At 69.4% G+C, this 17,076-nt stretch carries 14 protein-coding genes and 1 pseudogene; 11 read left to right on the forward strand and 4 right to left on the reverse strand.

Features of this window, described 5'->3' with window-relative positions; genetic code table 11:
- A pseudogene (locus AC1DKV_RS37505) lies at positions 1–402 on the reverse strand (septum site-determining protein MinC); the annotation flags it as partial.
- A 219-nt stretch (positions 403–621) separates the two neighbouring features.
- Between AC1DKV_RS37505 and AC1DKV_RS37510 the strand changes: the two are divergent.
- From AC1DKV_RS37510 to kdpE, 8 genes are all read left to right on the forward strand, one after another.
- Positions 622–1,593, forward strand: coding sequence for a magnesium and cobalt transport protein CorA (locus AC1DKV_RS37510; protein WP_477139412.1), 972 nt, complete (start codon positions 622–624; stop codon positions 1,591–1,593).
- A 213-nt stretch (positions 1,594–1,806) separates the two neighbouring features.
- On the forward strand, positions 1,807–1,974 hold the full coding sequence (locus AC1DKV_RS37515) for a hypothetical protein (protein WP_441620041.1): 168 nt from the start codon (positions 1,807–1,809) through the stop codon (positions 1,972–1,974).
- A complete protein-coding gene (gene kdpF, locus AC1DKV_RS37520; protein WP_006164365.1) occupies positions 1,974–2,063 on the forward strand; it encodes a K(+)-transporting ATPase subunit F in 90 nt (29 codons plus the stop codon). Before AC1DKV_RS37515 ends, kdpF begins: the two co-directional genes overlap by 1 nt.
- The gene (gene kdpA / locus AC1DKV_RS37525) at positions 2,063–3,883 is read left to right on the forward strand and encodes a potassium-transporting ATPase subunit KdpA (protein WP_477139413.1); all 1,821 of its coding nucleotides are present in this window, start codon (positions 2,063–2,065) and stop codon (positions 3,881–3,883) included. Before kdpF ends, kdpA begins: the two co-directional genes overlap by 1 nt.
- A 76-nt stretch (positions 3,884–3,959) precedes the next feature.
- Positions 3,960–6,188 (forward strand): potassium-transporting ATPase subunit KdpB, encoded by a 2,229-nt coding sequence (gene kdpB, locus AC1DKV_RS37530; RefSeq protein WP_477139414.1) that lies wholly within the window; start codon positions 3,960–3,962, stop codon positions 6,186–6,188.
- An 82-nt stretch (positions 6,189–6,270) separates the two neighbouring features.
- Entirely contained in the window at positions 6,271–6,912 is a 642-nt protein-coding gene (gene kdpC, locus AC1DKV_RS37535) for a potassium-transporting ATPase subunit KdpC (protein ID WP_477139415.1), read from the forward strand.
- Between the two features lie 221 nt (positions 6,913–7,133).
- A complete protein-coding gene (locus tag AC1DKV_RS37540) occupies positions 7,134–10,034 on the forward strand; it encodes a DUF4118 domain-containing protein (protein ID WP_477139416.1) in 2,901 nt (966 codons plus the stop codon).
- Position 10,035: 1 nt separating this feature from the next.
- Entirely contained in the window at positions 10,036–10,731 is a 696-nt protein-coding gene (gene kdpE, locus AC1DKV_RS37545; RefSeq protein ID WP_441620031.1) for a two-component system response regulator KdpE, read from the forward strand.
- Between the two features lie 24 nt (positions 10,732–10,755).
- On the opposite strand, the gene AC1DKV_RS37550 is transcribed toward kdpE, so the two are convergent.
- The 3 genes from AC1DKV_RS37550 to AC1DKV_RS37560 all read right to left on the reverse strand — a co-directional run bounded on the left by AC1DKV_RS37550 (position 10,756) and on the right by AC1DKV_RS37560 (position 13,594).
- Positions 10,756–12,315 (reverse strand): sulfatase-like hydrolase/transferase, encoded by a 1,560-nt coding sequence (locus AC1DKV_RS37550; RefSeq protein ID WP_441650376.1) that lies wholly within the window; start codon positions 12,313–12,315, stop codon positions 10,756–10,758.
- 80 nt (positions 12,316–12,395) lie between these two features.
- Positions 12,396–13,340, reverse strand: coding sequence for a Bug family tripartite tricarboxylate transporter substrate binding protein (locus AC1DKV_RS37555; protein ID WP_441650378.1), 945 nt, complete (start codon positions 13,338–13,340; stop codon positions 12,396–12,398).
- Between the two features lie 44 nt (positions 13,341–13,384).
- Entirely contained in the window at positions 13,385–13,594 is a 210-nt protein-coding gene (locus AC1DKV_RS37560; RefSeq protein WP_441620027.1) for a hypothetical protein, read from the reverse strand.
- A 56-nt stretch (positions 13,595–13,650) separates the two neighbouring features.
- Between AC1DKV_RS37560 and AC1DKV_RS37565 the strand changes: the two genes are divergently transcribed.
- From AC1DKV_RS37565 to AC1DKV_RS37575, 3 genes are all read left to right on the forward strand, one after another.
- Entirely contained in the window at positions 13,651–14,250 is a 600-nt protein-coding gene (locus AC1DKV_RS37565; protein ID WP_441620026.1) for a MarR family winged helix-turn-helix transcriptional regulator, read from the forward strand.
- Between the two features lie 91 nt (positions 14,251–14,341).
- Positions 14,342–15,073: a tetratricopeptide repeat protein gene (locus tag AC1DKV_RS37570; protein ID WP_441620024.1), complete on the forward strand. Its 732-nt coding sequence runs from the start codon at positions 14,342–14,344 to the stop codon at positions 15,071–15,073.
- Between the two features lie 233 nt (positions 15,074–15,306).
- On the forward strand, positions 15,307–17,076 hold a 1,770-nt coding region (locus AC1DKV_RS37575; RefSeq protein WP_477139417.1), incomplete at its 3' end, for a transglutaminase family protein.

Here is a 17,076-nt window from a genome sequence, read left to right on the forward strand (position 1 = left end):
GGCTTGCGCCTGCCCGCCGGCCGGTGCCCCGGGGGGCGCTTCGGCCTGGGTCGCGGCCGGCGCGGCCTCGTCGCGGCCGCCGCGGCGGCTATGGCTGTCCAGCAGCGGCAGGCCGAAGGACGCCGCCCAGTCACGCTGGGCTTCGCGCGCCACCACGCCGATGGCGCGGGCCTTGAGCTGGGTCAGGGTCTCGATCACCATGTCCAGCGCGATCCGGTCGTCGCCTTCCAGGCGGCGCAKRTCCAGCGCGACGACRTCRTTGGAGAAGAAATCAGGGGTCGATTCGAAGCGGGACAGAAGGTCGTCCCGCAGCGCTGCCATGTCAGCGGACTTGAGAGCGAGGAGGAGGGCGTCGACATTGCCACTGCGCAGCTCGAAGCGTGGCGATTTCTTCTGGGACATAGTCGGTGACCGTGGAAATGGGACATTCTAACGTCAGCTGGAGGCAGAACTGTAACAAATACCCCCGCAATCCTCTCCAGTGCCGGATGGGGCGCGCACGAACCGGCCCCGCCGCATCCCCGCGCAGGGAACGACACTCGCTGCCGCCCTCCCTCCGCGCAGCTTCCCGCCGGGCCCGCGCTCTTGTTACGATTGCGCCATCCAGACAAGKGAGTATGCATGGGTGCAATCGTCAATAGCGTGGCCTACCGCGACGGCAAGCGGCTGGGGGATGTGGCGGTGGACAAGATCAGCGACGCCATCGCCGTGCCCGGCACCTTTGTCTGGCTCGGGCTGCACGAGCCGGACCTGCCGCTGCTGCGCAAGGTGCAGCAGGAATTCGGCCTGCACGACCTGGCGGTGGAGGAYGCGCTSGACGCMCACCAGCGGCCCAAGCTGGARACCTACGGCGATTCSRTCTTCRTSGTGCTCAATACCGCCMAGCTGGTCGACGAGGAAGTGGTGGTGGGCGAGACCCACCTGTTCGTGGGCCCGAACTATGTGGTGTCGGTCCGCCACGGCGTCAGCAGCAGCTACACCCCGGTGCGCGAGCGCTGCGAGAGCGATCCGCGCGCGCTGGCCAACGGCCCGGGCTATGTGCTCTATGCGCTGATGGACTTCGTGGTGGATCACTACATGCCCATCGTCACCCGGCTCGAGGATGCCTTCGAGCAGCTCGAGCAGGGCATCTTCCGCGATGAGTTCGACCGCGCCGCGATCGAGCACCTGTACCACATCAAGCGCCAGGTACTGCGCCTGCGCAACGCGGTCTACCCGATCGAGGAGATCTGCGGACAGCTGATCCGGCTGCACGAGGAACTGGTGCCAAAGGAGCTGCGCGCCTATTTCCGCGACATCGAAGACCACGCCAGCCGCCTGGTGCGCACGCTCGACGTGGTGCGCGAGATGCTGACCACGGCGGTGCAGGTGAACCTGGCGCTGGTCACCGTGGGCCAGAACGAGATCGTCAAGCGCCTGGCCGGCTGGGGCGCCATCCTGGCCATTCCCACGGTGGTGTTCAGCCTGTACGGCATGAACTTCAGTTTCATGCCGGAACTGAAGTTMCACTACGCCTACCCGACGGTGATCGGCGTGACCGCGCTGGCCTGCGCGGGACTCTGGCGAAAACTGCACAAGTCGGGCTGGATCTAGCCGTCCGCGGCAGGCGGGACAAGGCTTTCCCCAGGCGGGCGACGCCCCCGGCACGGCCGTCCTTCCTTTCCGGCATCGGCGTGGCCGGTACCGGCGCACGCGCGCCGGCCCGTCATTTTTATATCTTCTTTACACCCCCCTCCCCCCTCTCTACCCCGTTTTTACCGCTCGATCCTTAACCTCCCAGCTGTGAATCACTCACGGTGTATTGCCATGGACGGGATCTATTTCATCGGTTTATTGCTGTTCGGTGCGCTGACTGGCGCACTGCTGGCGCTGTGCGCCGCACTTGGCGGCAAGCCGCCAAGTGCGGCCGACGGCCCGGGCGCGCAACGCGCCGACGCGCGCCGCAAGGACAGCGCTACCGACAGGGGGCTGTGATGGACTGGGCCGACCTGCTKGGCGGCGTGCTCGCCGTCGCTGTCTTCATCTACCTCCTGATTGCCCTGTTCCGGCCGGAGAAATTCTGATGTCAACCGAATTCCTGGGACTTCTTGTCCTGTACCTCGCCATCCTGCTGGCGCTCGCGCCCTTCCTGGGGCGCTATATCCGCCGCGCAATGGAAGACGGCGCATATCGGGCGACCGCCTGGGGCCGGCCGTTCGAGCGCCTGCTCTACCGCGTGGGCGGCGTGCGCGCCGACGCCGAGATGGGCTGGAAGCAATACGCGGTGGCGGTCATCGTCTTCAATATGCTGGGCGTGGTGGCGGTGTACGCGCTGCAGCGCCTGCAGGGCTGGCTGCCGCTGAACCCGCAGGGCTTCGGCGCGGTCTCTCCCGACCTGTCGTTCAACACCGCCGTGAGCTTCGTCGCCAACACCAACTGGCAAGCCTACKGCGGCGAATCCACCATGAGCTACCTCACGCAGATGCTGGCGCTCACGGTGCAGAACTTCGTCTCGGCGGCCACCGGCATCGCCGTGGTGTTCGCGCTGATCCGCGGCTTCGCGCGCCAGAGCGTGGCCACCATCGGCAACTTCTGGGTGGACATGACGCGCAGCACTCTGTACGTGCTGCTGCCGTTGTCGGCCGCCGTCGCCATGGCGCTGGTCAGCCAGGGCGTGATCCAGAATTTCGACGGCTACAAGGATGTCGCGCTGGTGACCCCGGTCGAGTACAGCCAGCCCAAGGTGGACGCCGCCGGCCAGCCCGTGCTCGACGCCAAGGGCGCGCCGGTGCTTGACGCCATGAAGACAGACAAGCAGACGCTCGCCATGGGCCCGGTGGCTTCGCAGGAAGCCATCAAGATGCTCGGCACCAACGGCGGCGGCTTCTTCAATGCCAACTCGGCGCACCCGTACGAGAACCCGACCGAGCTCGCCAACCTGATCGAGATGCTGGCCATCTTCCTGATCCCGGCGGCGCTGTGTTTCACGTTCGGCGAGATGGTGATGGACCGCCGGCAGGGCGTGGCGGTGCTGGCGTCGATGGCGGTGATCTTCATCGTGATGGCGTGTGTGGCGGCGCTGTCCGAGCAGCAGGCCAATGCCGCGCTGGCGGGCTTGCCGATCGATCACGCGGCCAGCGCGCTGCAGGCCGGCGGCAATATGGAAGGCAAGGAGACCCGCTTCGGCATCGCCGCCAGCGCGCTGTTCGCCACCATCACCACGGCGGCCTCGTGCGGCGCGGTCAACGCCATGCACGACTCGTTTACCGCCATCGGCGGGCTGGTGCCCATGCTGCTGATGCAGCTCGGCGAAGTCGTGTTCGGCGGCGTCGGCTCGGGCCTGTACGGCATGCTGGTGTACGCGGTGCTGGCGGTGTTCATTGCCGGGTTGATGATCGGCCGCACGCCGGAATACCTGGGCAAGAAGATCGAAGCCTACGAGATGAAGATGACCGCCGTGGCGATCCTGGTCACGCCGCTGCTGGTGCTGCTCGGCACCGCGGTGGCGGTGATGGCCGATCCGGGCCGCGCGGGGGTGTTCAACCCCGGCACGCACGGCTTCTCGGAAATCCTCTACGCGCTCTCGTCGGCGGCCAATAACAACGGCAGMGCCTTCGCCGGGCTGTCGGCCAACACGCCGTTCTACAACGTGCTGCTGGCCGCGGCGATGTGGTTCGGCCGCTTCTGGATCATCGTGCCGATCCTCGCCATGGCGGGCTCGCTGGCGGCCAAGAAGCGCCTGCCCGTGACCGGCGGCACCATGCCCACGCACGGCCCGCTGTTCGTGGTGCTGCTGGTCGGCTCGGTGCTGATGGTGGGCGCGCTCACCTATATCCCGGCGCTGGCGCTGGGGCCGGTGGCGGAGCAGCTTCAGGGCGCCGTGGTCACGGCGGCAGGAAAGTAGCCAGGGGATGGCCGCCCGGCAGTGACCTTCACGCGGGCGGCATCTCGAAGCAGATCAGCGTATTGCGGAGAAACGCATGCAACAAGAATCGATGGTGACGCKCGGCAAGCAGTCCGGCGCGGCACCTGCAAACACCACACCGGCGGCCCCCTTGGGTGCGCCGGCCCACGGCACGCACAAGGGTGGCGGTCACCAGCGCCCGCCGCGCGGCGGCATGTTCGCCCCCGAGCTGGTCAAGCCGGCCCTGCTCGACGCGCTGAAGAAGCTCGCGCCGCGCGACCAGCTGCGCAACCCGGTGATGTTCGTGGTCTACGTGGGCAGCATCCTGACCACCATCCTGTTCTTCCGGGCCCTGTTCTCGCCCGCCAGCGCGGGCGGCGAGAGCGCGGGCTTCATCCTCGCGGTCTCGGTCTGGCTGTGGTTCACCTTGCTGTTCGCCAACTTCGCGGAGGCGCTCGCCGAAGGGCGCAGCAAGCAGCAGGCCGAAGCACTGCGCGGGCTCAAGACCACCGTCACCGCCAAGCTGATCAAGGAAGGCCGGCGCGACTGGCGCGCCGCCGGCGCCACCGAGGCGCGCGCGGCCACCGCGCTGCGCCGCKGCGACGTGGTGCTGGTCGAGGCGGGCGACATGGTGCCMGGCGACGGTGACGTGATCGAAGGCGTGGCCTCGGTCGACGAGAGCGCCATCACCGGCGAGTCMGCGCCGGTGATCCGCGAATCGGGCGGCGATTTCTCGTCGGTGACCGGCGGCACGCGCGTGCTGTCCGACTGGATCGTGGTGCGCATCACCACCAATCCCGGCGAAAGCTTCATCGACCGCATGATCACCATGGTCGAAGGCGCCAAGCGCCAGAAGACCCCGAACGAGCTGGCGCTGACCATCCTGCTGGTGGGCCTGACCATCGTGCTGCTGCTGGCCACCGCCACGCTGCAGCCGTTCTCGGTGTACAGCGTGTTCGTGGCCAAGGCCGGCATGCCCGTGACCATCACCGTGCTGATCGCGTTGCTGGTGTGCCTGATCCCGACCACCATCGGGGGGCTGCTGTCGGCCATCGGCGTGGCGGGCATGAGCCGCATGATGGAGGCCAACGTGATCGCCACCTCCGGCCGCGCGGTGGAAGCCGCCGGCGACGTGGACGTGCTGCTGCTCGACAAGACCGGCACCATCACCCACGGCAACCGCCAGGCATCGCGCTTTATCGCCGCGCCGGRCGTGGGCGCGCAGCAGCTGGCCGAGGCCGCATGGCTGTCGTCGCTGGCCGACGAGACGCCCGAGGGCCGCAGCATCGTGACGCTGGCGCGCCAGCAGTCCGGCGCCGCCGCGCCCGATATCAGCGCGCTGCGCCCGATCTTCGTGCCGTTCACCGCGCAGACGCGCATKAGCGGCGTGGACGCGGGCGGCCGCAGCGTGCGCAAGGGCTCCGCCGACGCGCTGCGCAAATACGTGACCGAGCGTGCCGGCAAGTTCCCCGACGCCGTGATGCAGGCCGTGGACGACGTGGCCCGCGCCGGCAGCACGCCGCTGGTGGTGGCGGAATCGTTCGACGACGGCCGCGGCKAGACGGTGCGCGTGCTGGGCGTGGTCGAGCTCAAGGACATCGTCAAGTCCGGCATCCGCGAGCGCTTCGGCGAACTGCGCAAGATGGGCATCAAGACGGTGATGATCACCGGCGACAACCGCCTCACCGCCGCCTCGATCGCGGCCGAGGCCGGGGTCGACGACTTCCTCGCCGAAGCCACGCCCGAAGCCAAGCTCAAGCTGATCCGCGACTACCAGGCCGAAGGCCGCCTGGTGGCGATGACCGGCGACGGCACCAACGACGCGCCCGCGCTGGCGCAGGCCGACGTCGCGGTGGCCATGAACAGTGGCACGCAGGCGGCCAAGGAAGCCGGCAACATGGTCGACCTCGACAGCAACCMGACCAAGCTGATCGAGATCGTGGAGATCGGCAAGCAGATGCTGATGACGCGCGGCTCGCTGACCACCTTCAGCGTGGCCAACGACGTGGCCAAGTACTTCGCCATCATCCCGGCGGCGTTCGCCACCACGTATCCGCAGCTCGACCGGCTCAACGTGATGGGCCTGGCCACGCCGGCCTCGGCCATCCTGTCGGCGGTGATCTTCAATGCGCTGATCATCGTGGTGCTGATCCCGCTGGCGCTGCGCGGCGTGGTGTACCGCCCGCTCGGCGCGGCCGTGCTGCTGCGGCGCAACCTGCTGATCTACGGGCTGGGCGGCATCCTGGTGCCGTTCGTGGGCATCAAGATCATCGACATGATCCTGGTGCTGTTCGGCTGGGCGTGAGCCGCGCCGCCCGCACAAGGCCCGGCCAGGGCCCGACCCGGGCTCGATCCGAGCCCAGACAAAGACATTGAACGGAGTCATCATGCCTACCCCAGTCACCGCCGCGCCCCAGGGCCGCGGCACCAGCGGCCAGCCCGGCACACCCATCCAGGGCGGCCTGCTGCGCCCGATGCTGACGGTGTTCGTCGCACTGTCGGTCGTCACCGGCCTGCTCTATCCCGGCGTCATCACCGGGCTGTCGCGCGCCGTGTTCCCGCATCAGGCGGCCGGCTCGCTGATCGTCAAGGATGGCAAGGCGGTCGGCTCGGAGCTGATCGGCCAGCCTTTCTCGGACCCGAAGTATTTCTGGGGCCGCTTGTCGGCCACCGCGCCGATGCCCTATAACGGGGCCGCCTCGTCCGGCTCCAATCTCGGCCCGAGCAACCCCGCGCTGACYGACGCCGCCCGCGGCCGCATCGAAGCGCTGCGCGAAGCCGATCCCGCCAACCAGGCCCCGGTGCCGGTGGATCTGGTGACCGCCTCGGCCAGCGGGCTGGACCCGCATATCAGCCCGGCCGCCGCGCAATACCAGGCGGCGCGCGTGGCGCGCCTGCGCGGCCTGCCGCTCGAACGCGTGCAGKCCCTGGTGGCGGCCAACACGGAAGGCCCGCTGCTGCACGTGATGGGCKATCCGGTGGTCAATGTGCTGCAGCTGAACCTGGCGCTGGATGCAGAGAAGCCGTGAGCTGGCGGGCGCAAGCGCCTGCCCGGATGCCTGCCGGTTTGCTCGCCTCTCCCGCTTGCKGGAGAGGCGCCGGKGGAGAGCAGGCAACTACCCCCGGGCACCTCGCGCGGCCGTGGTGCATCCCCTGTCGACTCCGTCCGGGCCGCAATCGCACGGGCGCCCGCGCGTAGCCGTGGCACAATCCTCGACATCCATTCGCCCTCCGCGTGCTGAAGCCCCACATGCCTGATACCGCCACGCGCGACACTCCGCCGCGGCCCGATCCCGACGCCTTGCTGCAACGCATGCAGGCGGAGGGCGAGCGCGCCGMGCGCGGCAAGCTGCGGGTGTACTTTGGCGCGTCGGCGGGCGTGGGCAAGACCTTTGCCATGCTCACCACGGCGCGCGCGCTGCGCGAGCAGGGCAGCGACGTACTGGTCGGCGTGGTGGAGACGCATGGCCGCGCCGAGACCGAGGCGCTGCTCGATGGCCTCGAGCGGCTGCCGCTGAAGGCGATCCCGCATCCGCGCATGGATGGCCGCGTGCTGCAGGAATTCGATCTCGACGCTACGCTGGCGCGTCGTCCGGCGCTGGTCCTGGTTGACGAGCTGGCGCACTCCAACGCGCAGGGCAGCCGCCATCCCAAGCGCTGGCAGGATATCGAGGAGCTGCTGTCGGCCGGGATCGATGTCTGGACCACGGTCAACGTCCAGCACCTCGACAGCCTCAACGAGGCGGTCGGCGGCATCACCGGCATCCGCGTGTGGGAGACCGTGCCCGACACCGTGTTCGACGGTGCCGACGAGGTGATCCTGGTGGACCTGCCCGCCGACGAACTGCTGCGGCGCCTGCGCGACGGCAAGGTCTACATGCCGGAGCAGGCCCGCACGGCGGCCAGCAACTTCTTCCGCAAGGGCAACCTGATCGCGTTGCGCGAGCTGGCGCTGCGCCGCACCGCCGACCGCGTCGACGACRATGTGCRCGCCTACCGSCATGCCGAATCGATCCGTCMGGTGTGGCGCACGCGCGAAGCGGTGCTGGCCTGCATCGGCAGCGGCGACGATGCCGCGCAGGTGGTCAAGAGCGCGCGGCGGCTGGCCGGCCAGCTCGATTGCGACTGGCACGTGGTCACGGTCGCCACGCCGCGCCTGGCGCCGCTGGCGGCGCAGGAGCGCGCCAACCTGGAAGAGGCGATGCGGCTGGCCGAGGAACTCGGCGCGCGCACCGAGACCCTGGCCGGCAACGATATCGTGCAGGCGGTGGCCGGCTACGTGCGTCGCCACAACCTGACCAAGGTGGTGGTCGGGCGCGCGCCCGGCGCGTGGCACCGCCAGGGCGGTGGCGTGCTGGCGCGCGGACGCGCGCTGCTGGCGCTGTCGCTGTCGCCATTCCTGGGCGCGCGCGCCTGGCTGTTCGGCCGCCACAGCTTTGCCGACTCGCTGGCGCTGGGCTGCCCCGAGATCGACGTGATCCGGGTCGCCGCCGACGCCATGGCGGCCGATGCGCGCGGCCGCGTGCACGCGGCTGCCCGCAGCGATATGCGCGAAGACGTGCGCGAGGACCGCGAGGCCGTCGATGACGGCAGCGTGGCGGCGCGCCGCGTCGACTACCTGTGGGCGGTGGCATGGTGCGCGGGCGCGAGCCTGCTGTCGGCGCTGGCGCGACCGTGGTTCGAGCTGGTCAATATCGCCATGCTGTTCCTCGCCGCGGTGGTGGCGGTGGCGCTGCGCCACGGGCGCGGTCCGGCCGCGCTCGCCTCGGTGGTGTCGGTGGCCGCCTTCGATTTCTTCTTCGTGCCGCCGCGGCTGTCGTTCTCGGTCAGCGATGTGCAATACCTGGTGACCTTTGTCGTGATGCTCGCGGTCGGGCTGGTGATCGGCCAGCTCACCGCGGGGCTGCGCGAGCAGGCCAGGGTCTCGGTCCAGCGCGAGACCGAGGCGCGCACGCTCTACGAGCTGGCGCGCGAGCTGTCCGCCGCGCTGATGCCCGAGCAGATCATCGCCATCGGCAGCCGCTTCCTGCAGGCCGCGCTCGGCGCGCGCTCGGCCTTTTTCCTGGTCTCGCCGAAGGGGCGCCTGCTGCCGCCGGTGATCGACCCGGCGCAACGCGGCAGCGACGCCATCGACCCCGTGCTTGCGCAATGGGTGTTCGACCACGGCAAGCCCGCCGGCACCGGCACGCACACGCTGCCCGGCAGCACGGTGCTCTACCTGCCGCTCAAGGCGCCGATGCAGACGCGCGGCGTACTCGCGGTGGAGCCGCAGGTATGGCGCGCCTTCGCCCAGCCCGAGCTGCGCCGCCAGGTCGATGTGTTCGCCACGCTGATCGCCATCGCGATCGAACGCCTGCACTATGTGGAGGTCGCGCAGCAGGCGCTGCTGTCGATGGAATCCGAGCGCCTGCGCAGCTCGCTGCTGGCCGCCGTGTCGCACGACCTGCGCACGCCGCTGACCAGCCTGGTCGGCATGGCCGAGACCATGCAGCGCGCCGAGTTGTCGCCGGCGCTGGCCGAGACGGTGCGCGCGATGCGCGAGCAGGCCCTGCGCATGCGCACCATGGTGATCAACCTGCTCGACATGGCCCGCCTGCAAAGCCGCGACGTGCGCATGCAGAAGGAGTGGCAGTCGTGCGAGGAAATGGTGGGCGCGGCGCTGGCCGGCATGCGCGATGCGCTGTCGCGCCATCGCGTGTCGGTGGCGGACCTGTCCGCGCTGCCGCTGGTGGAATGCGACGCCGTGCTGATGGAGCGCGTGCTGTGCAACCTGCTGGAGAACGCCGCCAAGTACACGCCGGCGGGGACCGCCATCCGGGTGTCGGGCGAGGTGGCCGACACCGAGGTGCGGTTCGCGGTGGAAGACGAGGGGCCCGGCGTGCCGCGCGGGCAGGAACAAGCGATTTTCCAGAAGTTCACGCGCGGCGAGCGCGAATCGGCAACCGCCGGCGTGGGCCTGGGCCTGGCCGTGTGCGAGGCCATCGTGCAGGCGCACGGCGGGCGCATCTGGGTGGAGAATATGGAGCGCGGCGGCGCGCGCTTCGTGGTGGCGCTGCCGCGTGGCACGCCGCCGGCGATCGAGCCGGAACCGGACCCGGACCCCGTGCCCGGCATCGCCGCAAGGGCAGCAACAGACAAGGAACCAGACTGAGATGGCTTTCGATTTTTCGCCCACGGTACTGCTGGTCGAGGATGAGCCGCATATCCGGCGCTTCGTGCGCGAGGCACTGCAGGCCGAGGGCTGCACCATACACGAGGCCGAGACGCTCAAGCGCGGCCTGATCGACGCCGGCACCCGCCAGCCCGACGTGGTGATCCTCGACCTCGGCCTGCCCGACGGCGACGGCATGACGCTGATCCGCGAGATGCGCACCTGGACCGAGGTGCCGGTGCTGGTGCTGTCCGCGCGCTCCGGGGAAGACGACAAGATCGCCGCGCTCGACGCCGGCGCCGACGACTACCTCACCAAGCCCTTCGGCGTGGGCGAACTGATCGCCCGCGTGCGCGTGCTGCTGCGCCGGCACGCCCGGCTCAACCCGCAAGGCACGCCGCTGATCGCCTTCGGCGAAGTGCAGGTCGACCTGGCCAACCGCGTGGTCACGCGCGCGGGCGATGCCATCCACCTGACCCCGATCGARTACCGSCTGCTGGCSGTGCTGATCGCSCAYCGCGGCAAGGTGATGACGCACCGCGAACTGCTGCGCGAAGTGTGGGGGCCCGCGCATTCGGAGAGCAGCCACTACCTGCGCGTCTACATGGGGCACCTGCGGCAAAAGCTGGAGAAGGACTCCACGCAGCCGGTGCATCTGATGACCGAGCTGGGGGTGGGATACCGCTTCGTGGGATAAGGGGGGAGGGCGCCCCCCTCGCCCTCACCACACCCCGAAGAACACCCCCGCCTGCTTATACACATTGGTCTTCGCCGCCACCTCGTCATTGCTCACCGTCGTCCGCGGCTTGAGCGAAGAGAACCATTCGAGCAGGTGCATCCGCATGGCGGCACGCACGGATTCGAAACCGGCATCCTGGCCAAGATCGAAGAACTCGTCCGGGTCGTTCTCCAGGTCGAACAGCTGCGGCCTGAAGCCCTGCCAGTGCACGTATTTCCAGCGCGCGTCGCGCACCATCCAGGCGCGGCATTCGCCGGGATGGCGGCCGAGGACGACGCGGGCCCCGCGATAGGCGTAGTCGAGTTCGGAGACGACGAACCCGCGCCATTGCCCGCCATCGCGCGCCTGCGTGAGGTCGAGCAGCGAGCGGCCCTCCACGCGATGATCGGCCGCCGGCAGGCCAAGCGCGTCGAGCACCGTAGGCACCACGTCCACCGCGCTCACCATGCGCGCATCGGCGCTGCCGCGCGTGGCATCCGCGGCAGGCGACGGGTCGTAGACGATCAGCGGGATGTTCTGCACGGTGTCGTAGAACTGTTCCTTCTCGCCGAGCCAGTGGTCGCCGAGGAAGTCGCCGTGGTCGGCGGTGAAGACGATCAGGGTGTCCTCCCAGCGGCCCAGGCGTTCGAGCTGGTCCCATAGTTCGCCGAGACGGTCGTCGATCTGCTGCACGAGCCCCTGGTAGGTGGGGCGCACCGTGTCGGAGACTTCGCTGCGCATGAAGTTGGCGCATTCTTCCTGCGTGCGGTAGGCGTCGAGCACCGGATGCGGATCCTGCAGCTCCGCGTCATGGCGCTTGAGCGGCAGGCAGTCGTCCAGCGTATAGGCGGCGTGGTAAGGCGCCGGCGCCATGTATGGCCAGTGCGGCTTGACCAGCGACAGGTGCAGCACCCAGGGCTCGTCGCCGCGCGCGGCGATATATTGCATGGCCTGGCCCACRGTGTATGCGGTCTCGGAGTGCGGCTCGGCCACGCGCGCGGGCAGGCCCGCGTTGCGCATCTGCCAGCCGGAGACGATCTCGCCTTGCGCGTTCTCGGCGCTGATCACGTAGTCGGTCCACGGGTCGGCGCTGTCGTAGCCCTGCTGGCGCAACCATTCGGCATAGGCGCTGCGCGGCTCGGCATGGTGGCCGTCGTGCCGGTCCACTTCGACGAAGTGGCCGCTGCGCAGCAGCGTCTCCAGCTCGCCGGCGCCGTCGAGGTGCAGCCGTTTCATGTTCGCGTTGTCCGGCATGACGTGGGTCTTGCCGGCCAGCGCGAGCGTTCGCTGGCTGTCCTTGAGGTATTCGCCGAGGGTGACTTCGCCCACCGATAGCGGCACGCGGTTCCAGGTGGCGCCATGGCTGCTCGGGTAGCGTCCGGTATAGAAGCTCATGCGGCTCGGCCCGCACACGCCCGAGGTGACGAAGGCCTTGGTGAAGCGCACGCCACGCCTGGCGAGGGCGTCGATGTTCCTGGTGCGCAGCGTGGGGTGGCCATAGCAGCCCAGGTGGTCCTGGCGCAGCTGGTCGCACATGATGAAGAGGGTGTTGCGGGTGGGCATGGCGTGCTGGATCTGGTTGGGCGTCGATACGAATTCATCGATGCGACKAATAACAGGCGGCTGTATTTCGCCGGGTTTTTTCAGTCCCCCGTATAACCGGAGCTCTTTACCACCGGGCCCCAGCGGCCGGCATCGGCCGCCAGCACCTTGCCGAACTGCTCGGCGCTGCCGGTCTGCGGCTCCAGTCCCAGCTTGAGGAAGCGCTCGCGCAGGTCGGGCGATTGCAGCGCATGGACGATCGCCGTGTTGAGCCGATCGAGCGTGGCCCTGGGCGTGCCGGCCGGCGCCAGGAAGCCATAGCGGCCGACGCCTTCGATGTCCTTGTAGCCGAGCTCGGTGAAGGTCGGCACGTCGGGCAGGGCGACCGAGCGCTGCGTGCCGGAACTGGCCAGCACGCGGATCTTGCCGGCGCGGTGCATCTCGGTCATGTCGGCCAGCGTGTCGACCGACGCCGGCACCTGGCCGCCGACCAGGGCGTTCATCAGCGGCGCGGAGCCGTTGAACGGCACGTGCAGCATCTCCACGCCGACCTGCTTGCCGAACAGCAGGCCAAAGAAGTGCGGAATGCTGCCAAGCGCGGGCGAGGCGTAGGAGTTGTTCCTGGCCGGACTGGCCTTGAGCCAGTCGATGTACTCCTTGAGCGACCTGGCCGGCGTGCCGGGCCCGGCAGCCAGCGCCAGCTGGAAATTGGCGATCTGCGCCACCGGCACGAAGTCGTGCTGGATATCGTAGTTGAGCTTGCGGTAGACCTGCGGCGCGATGGTCATCACCGCCGAGTTGGCCACCACCAGGGTGTTGCCGTCGGCGGGCAGGGTGCGGGCATAGTCCATCACCAGCCGGCCGCCGGCACCGGGCTTGTTCTCGATCACCACCGTCTGCTTGAGCTCTTCGCGCAGCTTGTCGCCGACCAGGCGGGCCGCGAGATCGGCGGTGCCGCCGGCGGGATAGCCCACCAGGATGCGCAGTGGGCGCTCGCTCTGGGCGAGTGCCGGGGTGGCCGGCAGGATGGCGGACAGKGCAGACATGGCGGCCAGGGTGGGGACGAGTGCGCGCAGCAGTTTGGCGGGGTTCACGGTTTCTCCTTTTGGGTTCGGCGGCTTGTCGCGCCGCCAGCGGTGCTGGCGGCGGCGAGGCCGGCCAATTTATCGATACGGCCCGGGCGCGCCAACGACGGATTTCGCGCATCGATCTGCGCGCCGTGCGTCTTGCCTTGCGCTGCCTGGCCATACCCCGGCGAGTGCGGAATGCGCCGCGGCGAGCCGGTTTTATATAGACCCATGGACGCTAACACCCACCCATATAATTGACAAAATCAACCAATTTTGCGGGTGCGGCATGAACGAAGCCATCAGGGACGGCGAGGACCGGGACGCAGCCTGCGCCGCGCAGGGCGAGCCGGCGGCGGACGCCGGCCACACCCTGCAGCATCCGGCCCGGCTGGCCGATTTCCTGAACTACCGGCTCTACCACCTGACCCGCGTCGCGCTGAACGCCAGCGGACTGCACCTGCGCGCGGCGGCGGGCGTGAGCCGGCGCGAGTGGCGCATGCTGTCCTTTCTCGGCGAGCAGCCCGGCACGCGCCTGACCGAGCTGGCGCTGAGCGCCGGCCTGGACAAGGTGCTGGCCAGCCGCGCGGTGCATGCCCTGATGGCGCGCGGCCTGGTGCGGCGCGACACGCGCACCCAGGACCGCCGCGCCGCGGCCTTCGCGCTGACCGCCGAGGGCGAGGCGGTGTACCGGCTGGCCTTTGCCCAGGCGCAGGCGTTCAATGCCCGCCTGGCGAGCTGCCTGGCACCGGACGAAGCGCGCGTGCTGGCGGATTGCCTGGCGCGCCTGCATGCCGAGGCGCAAGCCCTGCTGGCGCAGGCCGAGGCCCTGCCCAGCACCGTACCCATCCCTGCGCCGGCAGCGCCGGACTGGTGGCGCCTGCCGTAAGTTCTCCGGCTGGATTGCGACTGCTACTGGCGACTTCCTAAGCCTACACTTGTAGACTTGGAGTGAGCGCGTGCCTTGCCTGGAGCCTGCCATGCCGCCTGTCCGTCTCTTTTCGCCGTCATGGTGCGCGGTCAACGCCGCCGCCGCCGCCCTGGGCCTTTCCCTCTGTCTTGCCGCGGCGCCGCCTGCCGCGGCGGCAACCCAGCCGCCGGTGCCGGCGCAGGCGCTGACGCAGCAGGCCGTGGCCGCCTACGATGCCGGCGCCTTCGATGCGGCCCTGCGCGACTTCGCCAAGGCGGCCCAGCAAGGCAACCGGCTGGCGCAGTTCAACTACGCCATGATGCTGCTGCGCGGCGAAGGCACGCCGGTGCGCCCGCAGGAGGCGCTGATCTGGCTGCGCCGGGCGGCCGACAACGACATGACCCACGCCCAGTTCACTTTCGGCGAGCTTTACGAGCACGGGGACCTGGTGCCGCGCTCGCTCGAATCCGCMAACGAGTGGTACCGGCGCGCGGCCGAAGGCGGCCATGTGCAGGCCCAGGTGGCGCTGGCCACCAACTATTTCACCGGGCGGGGCGTCTCGCGCGACTACGGCAAGGCCTTCCAGTGGTACAGCCGCGCCGCCACCGCCGGTGACAGCGGCGCCCAGTACATCGTCGCCAGCTATTACGAGCGCGGCGAGCCGGGCGTGGTGGAGAAGGATATCGAGCAGGCCAAGATCTGGTACGCGCGCTCGGCCTCGCACGGCGACCCGGGCGCGCTGGCCAAGCTGCGTTCGCTGCTCGAGCAGGGACTCAAGGCGAAGCGCGGCGGCGCCATGTAGGACGCCATTTAGGATGCCATGTAGGGGCGCAGGTCGGGCGCCATGGCCGGGCATCATGGTCAGGCGTCATGTCATGCTGCGGTAGCGTTGCCGTGCTGGCATGACGGGGCACCGCGCCGGAAGGGAGGTCCTCCGGCAGCGGCACCCGGGTCCCCGGGGCCTTGGCCATCGCGGGGCGGTACAACTCTTGCTTGCTAGAGACGGCACAAATTCTGCGCCAATGGGAGGCCTTTGTGGCAACGCACGTCGCACTGAATCACGTCACCCACTACCGGTATGACCGGCCTGTGAAGCTATCGCCGCAGGTGGTCAGGCTCCGGCCCGCCCCGCACTGCCGCACACCGATCCTTTCGTATTCGCTGCGCATCGAGCCCGAGCAGCATTTCATCAACTGGCAGCAGGACCCGTTCGCCAACTACCTCGCCCGGCTGGTGATCCTCGAGCCGACYCGCGAGTTCAAGATCACCGTCGACCTGGTGGTCGAGATGGCGGTCTACAACCCCTTCGACTTCTTCCTCGAGCCCTACGCCGAGCAGTTTCCGTTCAGCTACGACCCGGGCCTGGCGCACGAACTGGCGCCGTACCTGGTCACGGGCGAGCCGACCCCGCGCTTCGCCGCCTTCGTGGAAAGCATCCCGCGCACGCCGCAGCGGACCATCGACTTCCTGGTGGCGCTGAACCAGCGCCTGCAGGAAGACATCCGTTACCTGATCCGCATGGAGCCCGGCGTGCAGACGCCGGAGCAGACCCTGGAATCCGGCGCCGGCTCCTGCCGCGACTCCGGCTGGCTGCTGGTGCAGACGCTGCGGCATCTCGGCCTGGCGGCGCGCTTCGTCTCCGGCTACCTGTTGCAGCTGACGCCGGACGTGAAGGCGCTGGACGGCCCCAGGGGCGCCGAGGCGGACTTCACCGACCTGCATGCCTGGTGCGAGGTCTACCTGCCGGGCGCGGGCTGGGTCGGCCTGGACCCCACCTCCGGCTTGCTGGCCGGCGAGGGCCATATCCCGGTGGCCTGCACCCCCGAGCCTGGCAGCGCGGCGCCGGTCAGCGGCGCGGTGGACCAGAGCGAGGTCGCGTTCCACCACGAGATGTCCATCACGCGCATCTATGAATCGCCGCGCGTGACCAAGCCCTACACCGAGGCGCAATGGCAGGCGGTGGCGGCGGTCGGCGCCGAGGTCGACCGCCGGCTCGATGCGCAGGACGTGCGCCTGACCATGGGCGGCGAGCCGACCTTCGTGGCGGTCAAGGACCGCGACGGCGCGGAGTGGAACACCGATGCGCTCGGCCCCACCAAGCGCGGCTATGCCACCGAACTGGTGCACAAGCTGCGCGACCGCTACGGCAAGGGCGGCTTCCTGCACTACGGCCAGGGCAAGTGGTATCCGGGCGAGCAACTGCCGCGCTGGGCCTTGTCGATCTGCTGGCGCGCCGACGGCGAGCCCTGCTGGCAGGACCCGTCGCTGTTCGCCGACGAGCGCCATCCGGCCGACTACACCCACGCCGACGCACACCGCTTCCTCGACAGCCTGGCCACGCGCCTGGGCCTGGACCCCGCTTTCGTGCAGCCCGGCTATGAAGACACCTGGTACTACCTGTGGCGCGAGCGGCGCCTGCCGGTCAACGTCGACCCGCTCGAGTCGCKGCTGGACGACGAGATGGAGCGCATGCGCCTGCGCCGCGTGTTCGGCGCGGGCCTGGCGCAGGTGAGCGGCTACGTGCTGCCGCTGCGCCGCGCCGGTGMCGAGGAGGCACCGGCCCTGCACGGCCAGCGCTGGGTCAGCGGGCCCTGGTTCTTCCGCGACGACCGCATGTACCTGCTGCCGGGCGATTCGCCGATGGGCTACCGCCTGCCGCTCGATGCGCTGCCCTGGGTCAGCGAGGCCGACTACCCGTGGCAGTTCGACCAGGACCCGTTCGCGCAGCGCGGGCCGCTGCCCACGGGCGCGCAACTGCGCGCGCAGTGGCCGGGCCAGCCGGGCGCGGGCGGCGAGGGCGCCGGC

Source organism: Cupriavidus sp. 05T41 (genome assembly GCF_056396525.1).

Excerpts from the sequence above, each read along its gene's own strand:
- AC1DKV_RS37515 (WP_441620041.1), top strand. The coding sequence starts at position 1,807 with ATGGACGGGATCTATTTCATCGGTTTATTGCTGTTCGGTGCGCTGACT.
- AC1DKV_RS37565 (WP_441620026.1), top strand. The coding sequence starts at position 13,651 with ATGAACGAAGCCATCAGGGACGGCGAGGACCGGGACGCAGCCTGCGCC.
- AC1DKV_RS37560 (WP_441620027.1), bottom strand. The coding sequence starts at position 13,594 with ATGGGTCTATATAAAACCGGCTCGCCGCGGCGCATTCCGCACTCGCCG.